This window comes from Pseudomonas sp. LB3P31 (assembly GCF_054897945.1).
In genome coordinates this window covers 140,050-154,318 of sequence record NZ_CM142710.1, presented here as the reverse complement: position 1 = coordinate 154,318, position 14,269 = coordinate 140,050, and the positions used below count along the sequence as shown (strand labels likewise).

Sequence of the window (14,269 nt, the reverse complement as noted above, 5' to 3'; positions counted from 1 at the left end):
GCACCTGGCATCAGCACGAATACCCCTCTCTACAGCACAACAACAGCAAGAGGTGTTTCCCATGTCGTCAGCCACTCCGCACTCACCCATCCACCCGGTCGACCAGGTTCTGCCGGTCCGACAGATGCTCACCCTCGGCCTGCAACACATGGCCGTCTCGTACATCGGCGCCATCGCCGTGCCGTTGATTGTCGCCAGCGCCTTGAAAATGTCCCAGGCCGATACAGTCGTGTTAATCAGTACCACCCTGTTTTGCTCGGGCATCGCCACGCTGCTGCAAACCGTGGGCTTCTGGAAATTCGGCGTGCGCCTGCCGATCCTGCAGGGCGTGGCGTTCAGTAGCGTCGGCCCGGTAATCGCCATCGGCAGCAACCCGGAGGTGGGGTTCGCCGGCGTCTGCGGAGCGGTGATCGGCGCGGGAATATTTACCATGCTGGTCGCCCCCTTCGTCGGTCGATTGCGGCGGTTTTTCCCACCGGTGGTCACCGGGTGCATTGTCACCGTGATTGGCCTGCAATTGTTCCCGATTGCCTACGAATGGGTTGGTGGTGGGCGCCATGCCGCCGATTTCGGCGCGCCGGCCTACCTGGCCGTGGCCGCCGTGGTGCTGCTGACCATCCTGCTGGTCAACCGTTATGGCAGCCCGATGCTGCGCAACATGGCGGTCCTGGTGGGCATGCTGGTGGGTGCGGGACTGGCCTACGGCCTGGGCATGGGCAGCTTCAGCAGTGTCGGTGATTCGCCCTGGCTCACCGTGCCCTACCCGTTCTACTTCGGTCTGCCGACCTTCAGCCTGATTCCGATCGCGACCATGGTGGTGGTGATGATCGTGCAGATGGTCGAGTCCATGGGACTGTTTGTCGCGATCGGCGACATCGTCGACAAACCCGTGGAAGAAAAGCAGGTGATCAACGGCCTGCGCGCCAACGGCCTGGCGAGCACCATCGCCGGCATGTTCGCCGCTTTCCCGTTCATTGCCTTCATGGAAAACGTCGGCCTGGTGATCCTCACCGGCGTGCGCAGTCGTTGGGTAGTGGCAATCAGCGGGCTGCTGATGTGCAGCGTCGCGCTAGTGCCGAAGGCCGGGGCGATCATTGCCTCGATGCCGACCGCAGCCCTTGGCGGTGCCGGGATCGCCATGTTCGGCGTGGTCGCGGCGGCCGGCATTCAGACGTTGGCCAAGGTCGACTACGAACGCAATCGCTACAACGTGCTGATCGTCGGTTTCACCATCGCTGCCGCCCTGGTGCCGGTGCTGGCCCCGGCGCTGTTCAAGCAATTACCCGAGTGGAGCCAGCCGTTCCTGCACAGCAGCGTGGTGATCGCCTGCCTGGTGTCGGTGCTGCTCAACGCCACGCTCAACGGCGTCAGCGCGCCTGACAGCGCCGCCACCAAACCTGCATCCCACAGCCTCTGACCGGAGAAGTCCATGACTCAACTTCAAAATATCCTGATCAAAAATCCGCTGGCGGTGATGACCGGCCTGCGCGGCGCCCGCGCCCGGGCTGGCAGCGTCGACATCCGCGTGGTCAACGGGCGCATTGCCGAAATGGCGGCCGGCCTGGTGGCGCAACCCGGCGAACGGGTGATCGATGCGCGCAATTGCCTGGTGTACCCAGGCTGGATCAACACCCATCATCACCTGTTCCAGAACCTGCTCAAGGCCGTGCCCGAGGGTTTGAACCAGGACCTGCAAGGCTGGCTGGCGAGCGTGCCCTACCCGCGTCTCAACCGTTTCACTCCGCAGCTGTCACGCATCGCCGCGCGGCTGGGCATGGCCGAGTTGCTGCTGTCGGGGGTGACGACCTGCGCCGACCACCACTACCTGTATCACGCCCATGGCACCACCGAGACCGGCGACCTGCTGTTCGACATGGCCGACGAATTTGGCCTGCGCTTCGTGTTGTGCCGGGGTGGCGCCCTGGAATCGGCCAGCGCGCATCCCGGGTTCTCGAAAACCGCGCTGCAACCGGAATCGCTGGACCAGATGGTGGGGGATATCGAGCGCCTGAAGTCGCGTTATCACCAGGACATTCCAGATGCCATGCGCCGGGTCGTGGTGGCGCCGACCACGCCGACGTTTTCCCTGCCCCCGACTTTGTTGCGTGAACTCGCGCACACGGCTCGCGGCCTGGGCCTGCGTCTGCACACGCACCTGTCAGAGACGCAGAACTATGTGAACTTCTGTCGCGAGAAGTACAACTGCCTGCCCGTTGAATTCGTCGCAGAACACGAATGGCTTGGCCCGGATGTGTGGTTTGCCCATGCGGTGCACCTGCAGCCTGGCGAAATCCGCATGCTCGCGCAGACCGGCACCGGCATTTCCCACTGCCCGGTAAGCAACGCCCGCTTGGGCAGCGGTATTGCACCAGTGCCGCAGATGGCCGAGGCCGGCGTGCCGATATCCCTGGGCGTCGATGGCGTGGCGTCGAACGAGTCCGGGAGCATGGTCGGTGAAGCGAACACCGCGTGGCTGATTCACCGAGCGGAACAAGGCGCCTCGGCGACTACCGCCGAGGACGTGATTCATTGGGGTACGGCCGGCGGCGCGCAGGTATTGGGGCTCGGTGCAGTGGGCACCCTGGAGATCGGCCAGGCGGCGGACCTGGTGATCTACGGCCTGGACCACCCACGCTTCTTCGGCTTCCACGACCTGGCGGTAGCGCCAGTGGTGGCCGGCGAACCGATCACCGTACGCTACAGCCTGGTCGGTGGCCGAGTGGTGGTGGATGACGGAGTGATACCCGGCCTGGACCTGGAGCGCATGCGCGCCGAAGCGTGGGAAGGTGTGCAGCAATTGATGCACGTCGACGATTAATCCCCCCACCCGTGGGCAGGAGCAACCTGTGGGACAAGGCCAACCTGTGGGAGCATAGCTTGCTCGCGATAGCGGCGGATCATTCAACATTGATGTTGAATCAGAGTATGCAATCGCGAGCAAGCTTTGCTCCCACAGGTTGTGTCTTATGCCACAGGTGTTTCGCACCAGACAGGTGCAGGCATGACCTCCCTCAAGCAGCCAATTGTCCGCTGGCAATCGCTGCCGAAGCCGCCAACATCGCCCGCAACAACACCGCACACCCCGCCGCCAGATCATCCGGCGCAGCGTTTTCGATTTCGTTGTGGCTGATTCCTCCTTCGCACGGCACAAAAATCATCCCCGCCGGACCCAGTTCAGCGAGGAAAATCGCGTCGTGCCCCGCGCCACTGACGATATCCATATGCGACAGCCCCAAGCCGTGCGCTGCATTGCGCACCGCGTTGACACAGCCCTGATCGAAGTACAGTGGCGGAAAATCCGCCGTGGGCGTCAGCTCGTAGCTCAGGCCATGCTTCTCGCAGGTGGTTTCAATCACCTGCCGAACCTCAGCAATCATCGAATCCAGACGAGCCGGTTCCAGATGCCGGAAGTCCAGGGTCATGCGCACTTCTCCGGGAATCACATTGCGCGAGCCGGGGTAAGCCTGCAGGCAACCCACCGTGCCGCAGGCATGCGGTTGATGACCGAGAGCCGCACTGTTGACGGCGCCAACAATGATCGACGCACCGACCAGGGCGTCCTTGCGCAGGTGCATCGGCGTCGGGCCGGCGTGGGCTTCAACACCGCGCAGCTTCAGGTCAAACCACTTCTGCCCGAGGGCGCCCATGACCACGCCGATGGTCTTGTGCTCGTCCTCAAGGATAGGGCCCTGCTCGATGTGCGCTTCGAAATAGGCGCCGACCGCATGACCACTGACCTTGCGTGGGCCGGCATAACCGATGGCATTCAATGCTTCGCCCACGGTGACGCCTTCGGCATCGACCTTGGCCAGGGTTTCTTCCAGGGTGAATTTCTCCGCGAACACCCCGGAGCCCATCATGCAGGGAGGGAAGCGCGAGCCTTCTTCGTTGGTCCAGACCACCACTTCCAATGGCGCCTCGGTTTCCACGCCGAGGTCGTTGAGGGTGCGCAGGACTTCGACACCGGCGAGCACACCAAAACAGCCGTCGAACTTGCCACCGGTGGGTTGGGTGTCGATGTGGCTGCCGGTCATTACAGGTGGCAGGTCCGGATTACGTCCCGGACGGCGGGCAAAGATATTACCTATGCCGTCGATGCTGACGGTGCAGCCGGCGTCCTCGCACCACTTGACGAAGATGTCCCGGGCCTGGCGATCAAGATCGGTCAGCGCCAGGCGGCAGACGCCACCCTTGACCGTGGCGCCAAGCTTGGCCAGTTCCATGAGCGACTGCCACAGGCGGTCGCGATTGATGTGCTGATGGGTGGACTGCAGAACGTCTACAGCAGCGTTCATGATGATCTCCTCAGGCAGTTTTATAGGTCTTCAGATAATTAAATGGTGAGTTCGAGGCCGCCATTGCGGGCAAGCCCGGCTCCCACAGGTTATGCGGTGTCCCCAATATCTGGGGCTGACACAAACCCTGTGGGAGCCGGGCTTGCCCGCGATGGGGCCATCCCTCACACCGCAGATTTCACGGCAGACTGACTGGGCCGCATCACGCACAACCCGTAATAAATCACCCCACCCAACGCCGATCCGGTAAACCAGCCATAACTGTAAAACCAGCTGAACGCATCGCTGCCCAGCGACAGCAGGGTCAACACCACCGGCACGCCGAACGCGATAAAACCAAACCAGTTCCACGCCGGATACACGTCATCGCGGTACAGCCCGGCCAGGTCCAGCTGCTGTTTCCTGATCAGGAAATAGTCCACCACCATGATCCCGGCGATCGGCCCCAACAGGCTGGAATAGCCCAGCAACCAGTTGGAATACACCGTCTCCAGGCTCACGTCGGAAACAATCAACCCAAGCTTTTTCAGCAACTCGTGGGCCATCAGCACCAGCCCGACCACACCGGTCAGTAACACCGCCTTGGTGCGGTTGATCACCTTGGGCGCGATGTTCTGGAAGTCGTTGGTCGGCGACACGATATTCGCCGCCGTGTTGGTCGACAGCGTCGCGATAATGATCAGTGCCATGGCCACGGCAACCCACACCGGGCTCTGGATATGGCCGATCAGCGTCACCGGATCTGAGACGGTGACACCTACCAGTTTCACCGAGGCGGCAGTCATCACCACACCGAGTGCCGCAAACAGAAACATGGTCAGCGGCAGGCCGATAATCTGCCCGACTATCTGGTCCTTCTGGCTCTTGGCATAACGACTGAAGTCCGGAATATTCAGGGACAAGGTTGCCCAGAAACCGACCATCGCAGTGAGCCCGGCGGCGAAGTAGCTGACCACGCTCGCACCTTCTGGACGCTTGGCCGGGATCGCCATCAGTTCGGTCATCGACACGTTCGGCATGGCCCAGACCAGCAGTCCGACACCGACGAGAACCAGCAATGGCGCCGACAGGGTTTCCAGCCACTTGATGGATTCAGCGCCGCGGATCACCACCCACAGGTTCAGCGCCCAGAACACCATGAATCCAATGACCTCACCGGTACCACCCAGGGACTTCCAGCCCTCGAATACTGAGCCGAGGAACAGGTGGATCGCCAACCCACCGAACATCGTCTGGATGCCGAACCAGCCACAGGCGACCAGGGCGCGAATCAGACAGGGAATATTGGATCCGAGGATGCCGAACGAGGAACGCAGCAACACCGGAAACGGGATGCCGTACTTGGTACCGGGAAAGGCATTCAGTGTGAGTGGAATCAGCACGATGATATTGGCAAACAGAATCGCCAGCAGTGCTTCGCCAACGCTCAAGCCGAAATACGCGGTGAGTACGCCACCGAGGGTGTAGGTCGGCACGCAGATCGACATGCCGACCCACAATGCCGTGATGTGCCACTTGTTCCAGGTTCGTTCGCGCACCTTGGTCGGTGCCATGTCGTGGTTGTACCGGGGACTGTCGAGGACGTCGGTGCCGGCTTCCAGCTCATACAAGCCGTTGCGCTCGGTCACTTGCGATCTGATCTGTTGCATGGCCGCTCCACTGTTATTTTTGATTATTTGCTCATCAGGGGCTGGCGACATCAATAAACATGCCGGGTGCCCCGCTTGCGCATCGGGCAGATCCATCAAAACGCTTTAACACTCTGAAACTGATCAATTTTATTTATATCGACAATAAGTCCCCGGCGTCCTGCAAGGCACTCAGGCCGAATACCAGGCAAGTTGTCCAAACCGTCAGGACTCAATCTGGTGCATTAAACTTTTTTCCCGCTTGGCGCGTTAACCATAGACGCTTCTCAAGCAGCTGATTTCACATAAGAAATCTCGTCTATTTTGGCAACCTGTCAAGTGCGTCAAAATGGGGAGAGACTGTACCAAACTGGTGAAAACTAATTATAAACGTTATTAATCAATAGCTTAATAACGATATAAGCTTATAAAAAATATTCTTGCTCATTCCCTGAACTCAGTCTAGTTTCTATTCCTGACAGCGCTGACAGGAATACACCTGTTTGCGCCTGGTTCATATAAAACATTTAGAACCGGCACCAGTCGGTCATTGCCTGCGAGGAACTCGGAATGTCTCTGTTGATCCGTGGCGCCACCGTTGTTACCCATGATGAAAGTTATCGCGCCGACGTCTATTGCGCCGACGGCGTGATCAAGGCCATCGGTGAAAAGCTGGATGTTCCGGCGGGTGCCGAACTACTCGACGGCAGTGGCCAGTACCTGATGCCCGGCGGCATCGATCCACACACTCACATGCAACTGCCCTTCATGGGCACCGTGGCCAGCGAGGATTTTTTCAGCGGCACGGCGGCAGGACTTGCCGGTGGCACCACCTCGATCATCGATTTTGTGATCCCCAACCCCCAGCAATCGCTGATGGAGGCTTTCCATCAGTGGCGCGGCTGGGCAGAAAAATCAGCGTCGGATTACGGCTTCCACGTCGCCATCACCTGGTGGAGCGAGCAGGTTCGCGAAGAAATGGCCGAGCTGGTCAGCCAGCACGGGGTCAATAGCTTCAAGCATTTCATGGCGTACAAGAACGCGATCATGGCGGCTGACGACACGCTGGTGGCGAGCTTCGAGCGCTGTCTGGAACTGGGCGCCGTGCCGACCGTGCATGCGGAAAACGGCGAGCTGGTGTATCACCTGCAACGCAAGCTGATGGCCCAGGGCATCACCGGGCCCGAAGCGCATCCATTGTCGCGGCCTTCCCAAGTGGAAGGCGAAGCCGCCAGCCGGGCGATCCGGATTGCCGAAACCCTGGGTACGCCGCTGTACCTGGTACACGTGTCGACCAAGGAAGCCCTCGACGAAATCACCTATGCCCGCAGCAAGGGCCAGCAAGTCTACGGCGAAGTGTTGGCCGGGCACCTGCTGCTCGATGACAGCGTGTATCAGCATCCGGACTGGCAGACCGCCGCCGGCTACGTGATGAGCCCCCCGTTCCGCCCGCGCGGCCATCAGGAAGCGCTGTGGCACGGCCTGCAATCGGGAAACCTGCACACCACCGCCACCGACCACTGCTGCTTCTGTTCCGAGCAGAAAGCCGCCGGCCGAGACGATTTCAGCAAGATCCCCAACGGCACCGCCGGCATCGAAGATCGCATGGCGCTGCTCTGGGACGAAGGGGTCAATACCGGGCGTTTTTCCATGCAGCAGTTCGTGGCGTTGACCTCCACCAACACCGCGAAGATCTTCAACCTCTACCCGCGTAAAGGTGCGATCCGCGTGGGTGCCGATGCCGACCTGGTGCTGTGGGATCCACAAGGTACGCGAACCATCTCTGCGGCGACCCATCACCAGCAGGTGGACTTCAACATCTTCGAAGGCAAGACTGTGCGCGGCGTGCCCAGCCATACCATCAGCCAGGGCCGCGTGGTCTGGGCCGATGGCGACCTGCGAGCCGAGCGCGGTGCCGGGCGGTATGTCGAACGGCCGGCGTATCCGGCGGTGTTTGATTTGTTGAGCAAGCGGGCGGAGTTGAATCAGCCGGTTGCTGTGAAACGCTGAGATCGAGGCCTTCGGCCATCGCGGGCAAGCCTTGCTCCCACAAGTTTACTTCGGCCTATCGCGGGCAAGCCCGGCTCCCACAGGTGTTGTGAACGCCCGATGTACCTGTGGGAGCAAGGCTTGCCCGCGATGAGGCCGGCCCGGACAACACAAATCCCACTGCCCACCAGAGGCAGCACCTCAAAAACCATGAGGCAAAAACCGTGATCAAGAGCCTGAACCACCTCCCGCATCCCCACGAGAACGCAGCCGCTCTCGCCGGTCATTTCACCGACCTGGCGCCTGCGCTCAATGACCGTCAGGCGCACCTGGAAGCCTCGCGCTGCCTGTATTGCTACGACGCGCCCTGCGTAAACGCATGTCCCAGCGAAATCGACATCCCCTCGTTCATCCGCAACATCCATGCGGAAAATGTCCAGGGCGCAGCGCATAAAATCCTCTCGGCCAACATCCTCGGTGGCAGTTGCGCACGGGTCTGCCCCACGGAAATTCTTTGCCAGCAAGCCTGCGTGCGCAATAACGATCATGAGTGTGCACCAGTGCTGATCGGCCTGCTGCAGCGCTACGCGGTGGACAACGCGCATTTCACCGAACATCCATTCCCTCGCGCGGCGGCCACCGGCAAACGTATAGCGGTAGTTGGCGCCGGTCCTGCTGGCTTGTCCTGCGCCCACCGCAGCGCCATGCACGGCCATGACGTGGTGATCTTCGAAGCCCGCGACAAAGCCGGCGGTCTCAACGAGTACGGCATCGCCAAGTACAAGCTGGTGGATGACTACGCGCAGAAGGAGCTGGATTTCCTCCTGCAAATTGGCGGCATCGAAATCCGTCATGGACAAAAACTCGGCGAGAACCTGACCCTCAGCGAACTGCACCAGCAATTCGACTCGGTGTTCCTTGGCATCGGTCTCAACGCCAGCAAGCGCCTCGGTCTGGCCCACGAAGACGCGCCGGGACTGCTCGCCGCCACCGACTACATCCGCGAACTGCGCCAGTCCGACGACCTGACCCAATTACCGCTGGCGGATCGCTGCATCGTCCTCGGCGCCGGCAATACCGCCATCGACATGGCCGTGCAGATGGCCCGCCTTGGCGCCCGCGATGTCAACCTGGTGTACCGCCGCGGCGTCGAGGAAATGGGCGCCACCGGTCACGAGCAGGACATCGCCAAGGCCAATCAGGTGCGCCTGCTGACCTGGGCGCAACCGGAGGAAGTGCTACTGGATGACCACGGCAATGTCCGCGGCATGCGTTTCGCCCGCACCTCACTGGTCGAAGGACGCCTGCAAACCACCGGCGAAACCTTCGAGCTCGCCGCCGACGCCATTTTCAAAGCCATCGGCCAGGCTTTCGATTCCAGCGCCCTCGCCGACCCCATGGCCCGGGAATTGAAACGCCAGGGCGAGCGCATTCAGGTCGATGAGCAGCTGCGCACCAGCATCCCCGGCGTGTACGCAGGGGGCGATTGCACCAGCCTCGACCAGGACCTCACTGTACAAGCCGTGCAACACGGCAAGCTGGCCGCCGAGGCCATCCACGCCCAACTCATGCTCAATGTGGAGGCTGCGTAAATGGCCGATCTCTCAATCAACTTCGCCGGTATCAAAGCCCCCAATCCATTCTGGCTGGCCTCCGCCCCGCCCACCGACAAAGCCTACAACGTAGTGCGCGCATTCGAGGCCGGCTGGGGTGGCGTGGTCTGGAAAACCCTGGGTGAAGACCCCGCGGCGGTCAACGTGTCGTCGCGCTACTCGGCGCACTTCGGGGCCAACCGCGAAGTCATGGGCTTCAACAACATCGAGCTGATCACGGACCGCTCCCTGGAAATCAACCTGCGGGAAATCACCCAGGTCAAAAAGGACTGGCCGGACCGCGCCCTGATCGTTTCGCTGATGGTGCCCTGCGTCGAAGAGTCGTGGAAGTTCATCCTGCCGCTGGTCGAAGCCACCGGTGCCGATGGCATCGAACTCAACTTCGGCTGCCCCCACGGCATGCCCGAGCGCGGCATGGGTGCCGCGGTCGGCCAAGTACCGGAATACGTGGAACAGGTCACGCGCTGGTGCAAGACCTATTGCTCGCTGCCGGTGATCGTCAAGCTCACCCCCAACATCACCGACATCCGCGTCGCCGCCCGCGCGGCCCATCGCGGCGGCGCCGATGCGGTGTCGCTGATCAACACCATCAACTCCATCACCAGCGTCAACTTGGAACGCATGGTCGCCAACCCGGTGGTCGGCAGCCAGAGCACCCACGGCGGTTACTGCGGTTCAGCGGTCAAGCCCATCGCCTTGAACATGGTCGCCGAAATCGCCCGCGACCCACAGACTCAACGCCTGCCCATCTCCGGCATCGGCGGCATCGGCTCATGGCGCGACGCGGCAGAGTTCATTGCCCTGGGCAGCGGCTCGGTGCAAGTGTGCACGGCGGCGATGCTGCATGGCTTTCGCATCGTCGAGGAAATGAAGGATGGCCTGTCGCGCTGGATGGACAGCCAGGGCTACGCCAGCATCGCCGACTTCTCCGGGCGCGCGGTGGGCAATACCACGGATTGGAAGTACCTCGACATCAACTACCAGGTCATCGCCAAAATCGACCAGGACGCCTGCATCGGTTGCGGTCGCTGCCACATCGCCTGCGAAGACACCTCGCACCAGGCAGTGGCCAGCCTCAAGCAAGCCGACGGCACCCACAAGTATCAAGTAATCGACGACGAATGCGTGGGCTGCAACCTGTGCCAGATCACCTGCCCGGTGCAGGACTGCATCGAGATGGTACCGATGGACAGTGGCAAGCCGTTCCTGGACTGGAACCACGATCCGCGTAATCCGTACCATGTTGCCGTTTGATTTTTAAGATCAAAAGATCGCAGCCTCGTTGCACTCGACAGCTCCTACGCGGATCTCGGGGCTCCACAGCCCCCCTGTAGGCGCTGTCGAGTGCAACGAGGCTGCGATCTTTCAAGTCTGTCTCTACACCAAGGACTATCAGTTCTGCTAGTAGACAAGGACCAATCAAAATCCGATCCTGAGAGCACGTCATCTCCAGGGACTTCCTCATGACCTCCTCCTTGAAAATCCTCCAGCGGTATCACTACGACGCTGTAGATCATCTGATAGCCACTGACCTTCCAGCTCACGCAAGCGCCCAGCGTTTCTACCAAGGCAACCACCTGGTGACAGAACTGGGAGAGCATTCGCAGCGGACGATCTTTCGCCATGATTCTCAGCCACTGGCTCAACATGAAGCCGCTACTGGCTTAAATGAAACTGCACTGCTGGCAACCGAACAAGCCCATTCTTTGCTGCACAGTTTCACGCAATCCAAAGCAGAGCATCTGGCTTACACTGCCTACGGTTATCACTTGGCCGAAGGTTTGAGCCAGATGATTGGATTCACGTCTGAGCACCCTGAGCCGATTACGGGACACTATCTACTAGGACAGGGGACAAGGGCATTCAATCCGGTATTGATGCGTTTCAACAGCCCAGACGAATTAAGTCCATTCGGTGCAGGCGGAATTAATTGTTATGCCTACTGCCAGGGCGACCCCGTTAACTACAATGACCCTAGTGGAAATATGCGCTTCAAGATTTTGCCACGGAGAATCAATAGAAACGCATCCGGAATCATTCAGAATCCGCAAAATAGGCTAGGTGTAGTCGATGGCTTCACGGGAAACACGATGAGCAGTCAACGCCGCCGAACAACGTTCCGTCCGATCAACATGACCAATCAAGCACCCGATGAGTCCTCGAGGGTAATGAGTCGCAACTCGCCCTCACTTGTCCCCTTCGAAACTAAAATCCCCTCCACGAAGGTTTTGGCAAACAATCAGCCTGCGCTGCCACGAACTCGAAGAGATGACGTGAACTTGATTAAAAACGGGGAGATGTTCGACAGTACCAAGGCTCAACACCCGAACATTCAGCAATTATCCAACCCTGAAGATATCCAGGCTGCCCAATATTTCATGGCCCAGGAACAAGATCCGCGACGCTTTTTCAGCATAAGGGTCAACCGTATAAAATTCAAACAAGCACTTATTCGAATCAAGGGATCCAGCCTGGAAAACCATATTACAGAAACTAGCAAAAAACTTCGCCGGAATTGAATCCAACCTGGAGGATTACGGATCATTACTTCGCTGACAGAGCCTTCCGCTTATTCGGCTTTCACCATCATCCGCATGATGCGATTTGCTGGTCCGAGCGAAACTGGATAGTTCGTTGTACACAGTGCGCATGTGCCAAGACCGGTCAGAGGCCATGCGCGACTCGGAGCGGGCAAACGTGGCTTCTTAGCCCGCTTCGACGCTAGCGCGTCAACCGTCGTATGCGACACCTACGGCTCCAACCCAATCCCCCTTAAAATCACACTCGTCACCGTCTGCACCGCCCGCTCGAACTGCATATCCGACAACGGCTGATGATCATTCAAAATATTCACCTGATGATCAAAATCCGCATAATGCTGGGTCGAAGCCCAGATCATGTACAGCAAGCTGGAAGGCTCCACCGGCAATATGCGTTTGTCCTCCACCCACTGGCGGATTTTCGCTTCTTTCATTTTGGCCCAGTCATACAGGCTGGCGTCCAAGGCTTCACCGAGGGTCGGGGCACCGTGGATGATTTCATTGGCCCAGACTTTCGAGCCATAAGGCCGGCTGCGCGAGTGCTGCATCTTGGCGCGGATGTAGCTGCTGAGGACCACGCGGGGGTCGTCGAACATTTCGAAGCACAGGGCGTCCTGTTTCCACACTTCCAGCAGGTCGAACAGCACGGCGCTGTAGAGTTCGCTCTTGGTGCTGAAGTAGTAATGCAGGTTGGAGCGCGGCAGTTGCACTTCGGCGGCAATGTCGGCCATGGCGGTGCCGCCGAAACCTTTTTCGGCGAAGACCTTTTCGGCCCCCAGCAGAATTTTCTCGACGTTACTGCGACGAATCTCGATCTTGTGATTGCCCATGAGGGCTCCCTGGCGACAGCGTTGCTCAAGACTAGCATCCGCTCTACCTCGCGGCGACAGGGGAAAACGAAACTTCATACAGGCGACTTATGGAAGGTAAACTGACAGCCTTTCGAACCTGCACCAGAGGTATTCCCTGATGACGCTGAAGAAAACCCTGACCACCGCCGCCCTGCTCGGCGCGCTGTTCGCCGCTTCGTCGGTGTTTGCCCACGCCCACCTGAAAAGCCAGACCCCGGCTGCCGACAGTACGGTCAGCGCTCCCGCTGAGTTGCGCCTGGTGTTTTCCGAAGGCGTTGAAGCGACCTTCACCAAAGTGACCCTGAGCAAGGACGGCGTCACTGTGCCGCTGAAAAGCCTGGCCACCGAAGGCAGTGACAAGAAAACCCTGGTGGTCACCCCGGCCGCGCCCTTGACTGCCGGCGCGTACAAGGTCGAATGGCACGCGGTGTCGGTCGACACCCATAAAAGCGAAGGCGCCTACAGCTTCAAGGTTGGCCAGTAATTCATGACGAGCGCGATGGTACTGTGCCGCTTTCTGCATTTCACCGTGGTGCTGATGCTGGTCGGGGCCTGGGTGTTCAGGCCCCTGCTGTTGGGACGCGACGCCACGACGCTGGATCAGCCATTGACGCGACTGAGTCGGTGGCTGGCGGCGGTGGCGTTAGTCAGCGGCGTCTGCTGGTTGCTGTTGATCACGGCGAGTATGGCTGGGGATTGGCAAGCGGCATTCGACTTGCCGACCTTGCAGCTGGTGTTGCGCAATACGTTTTTCGGCCAGGTGTGGCGTTGGCATCTGCTGCTTAATGGTTTGTTGCTGGCGTTACTGCTGACACCCTGGCATGCACGCCGGGCGCCGCGACTGGTGCTGGGAGGCCTGTTGTTGGCAGCTCTGGCCCCGGTCGGCCATGGCGCCATGCTCGATGGGTTGAGTGGCCAGCTGCTGATCCTCAACCAGATCGTGCACCTGATGTGTGTCGGTATCTGGCTCGGTGGGCTGATGTTGCTGGTGATGATATTGCGCCAGCCGCGAGGGCAGCCGATCGGTGCGATTCTTGAGCGTTTCAGCGGAGTGGGTTATGCGCTGGTGGCCGGCTTGGTGGTGACCGGCTTGATCAACGTGCGAGTGCTGACAGGGCAGTTGTGGCCGACGCCGTTGTGGTCGGGGTTTGCCTTGATTCTGCTGATCAAGGTCACGCTGGTGGTGGTGATGCTTGGCCTGGCGTTGTTCAACCGGTTGCGCATCAAGGACTGCGAGCAGCGGATGGAGGCGTTGAAAGCCAGTGTGATCATGGAGTGGCTGTTAGGGATTGGCGCGGTGGCGGCGGTGTCGTTATTGGGGACCATGCCGCCGATGGTGGCTGCCTAGAGTCA

11 protein-coding genes are annotated in these 14,269 nt (G+C 60.0%); 8 read left to right on the top strand and 3 right to left on the bottom strand.

Annotation, left to right across the window (positions count from 1 at the left end):
- The first annotated feature begins 61 nt into the window (after positions 1–61).
- Positions 62–1,417, top strand: a complete 1,356-nt coding sequence (locus tag ACYZTK_RS00655) for a nucleobase:cation symporter-2 family protein (protein WP_462012666.1) — start codon at positions 62–64, stop codon at positions 1,415–1,417.
- 12 nt (positions 1,418–1,429) lie between these two features.
- A complete protein-coding gene (locus tag ACYZTK_RS00650; protein ID WP_462012665.1) occupies positions 1,430–2,818 on the top strand; it encodes an amidohydrolase family protein in 1,389 nt (462 codons plus the stop codon).
- Positions 2,819–3,011: 193 nt separating this feature from the next.
- On the opposite strand, the gene ACYZTK_RS00645 is transcribed toward ACYZTK_RS00650, so the two are convergent.
- Together ACYZTK_RS00645 and ACYZTK_RS00640 are read right to left on the bottom strand one after the other, a co-directional pair.
- A complete protein-coding gene (locus ACYZTK_RS00645; RefSeq protein WP_462012664.1) occupies positions 3,012–4,295 on the bottom strand; it encodes a Zn-dependent hydrolase in 1,284 nt (427 codons plus the stop codon).
- A gap of 164 nt (positions 4,296–4,459) precedes the next feature.
- Complete coding sequence (locus ACYZTK_RS00640; RefSeq protein WP_462012663.1) at positions 4,460–5,944, bottom strand: NCS1 family nucleobase:cation symporter-1; 1,485 nt, start codon at positions 5,942–5,944, stop codon at positions 4,460–4,462.
- Positions 5,945–6,493: 549 nt separating this feature from the next.
- On the opposite strand from ACYZTK_RS00640, the gene hydA reads away from it, so the two are divergent.
- From hydA to ACYZTK_RS00620, 4 genes are all read left to right on the top strand, one after another.
- On the top strand, positions 6,494–7,933 hold the full coding sequence (gene hydA / locus ACYZTK_RS00635; RefSeq protein ID WP_462012662.1) for a dihydropyrimidinase: 1,440 nt from the start codon (positions 6,494–6,496) through the stop codon (positions 7,931–7,933).
- Between the two features lie 203 nt (positions 7,934–8,136).
- On the top strand, positions 8,137–9,504 hold the full coding sequence (locus ACYZTK_RS00630) for an NAD(P)-dependent oxidoreductase (protein WP_462012661.1): 1,368 nt from the start codon (positions 8,137–8,139) through the stop codon (positions 9,502–9,504).
- On the top strand, positions 9,505–10,779 hold the full coding sequence (preA, locus tag ACYZTK_RS00625) for an NAD-dependent dihydropyrimidine dehydrogenase subunit PreA (RefSeq protein WP_462012660.1): 1,275 nt from the start codon (positions 9,505–9,507) through the stop codon (positions 10,777–10,779).
- 209 nt (positions 10,780–10,988) lie between these two features.
- Complete coding sequence (locus tag ACYZTK_RS00620; protein WP_462012659.1) at positions 10,989–12,044, top strand: RHS repeat-associated core domain-containing protein; 1,056 nt, start codon at positions 10,989–10,991, stop codon at positions 12,042–12,044.
- Between the two features lie 230 nt (positions 12,045–12,274).
- Here the strand turns inward: ACYZTK_RS00620 and ACYZTK_RS00615 are convergent, their stop codons facing one another.
- On the bottom strand, positions 12,275–12,895 hold the full coding sequence (locus ACYZTK_RS00615) for a TetR/AcrR family transcriptional regulator (RefSeq protein ID WP_462012658.1): 621 nt from the start codon (positions 12,893–12,895) through the stop codon (positions 12,275–12,277).
- A gap of 139 nt (positions 12,896–13,034) precedes the next feature.
- Between ACYZTK_RS00615 and copC the strand changes: the two genes are divergently transcribed.
- Positions 13,035–13,400 carry a copper homeostasis periplasmic binding protein CopC gene (copC, locus tag ACYZTK_RS00610; protein WP_462012657.1) on the top strand — a complete coding sequence of 122 codons (366 nt, stop codon included), beginning with the start codon at positions 13,035–13,037 and terminating at the stop codon, positions 13,398–13,400.
- A gap of 3 nt (positions 13,401–13,403) precedes the next feature.
- Positions 13,404–14,264 (top strand): copper homeostasis membrane protein CopD, encoded by an 861-nt coding sequence (copD, locus tag ACYZTK_RS00605; RefSeq protein ID WP_462012656.1) that lies wholly within the window; start codon positions 13,404–13,406, stop codon positions 14,262–14,264.
- Positions 14,265–14,269 lie beyond the last annotated feature (5 nt).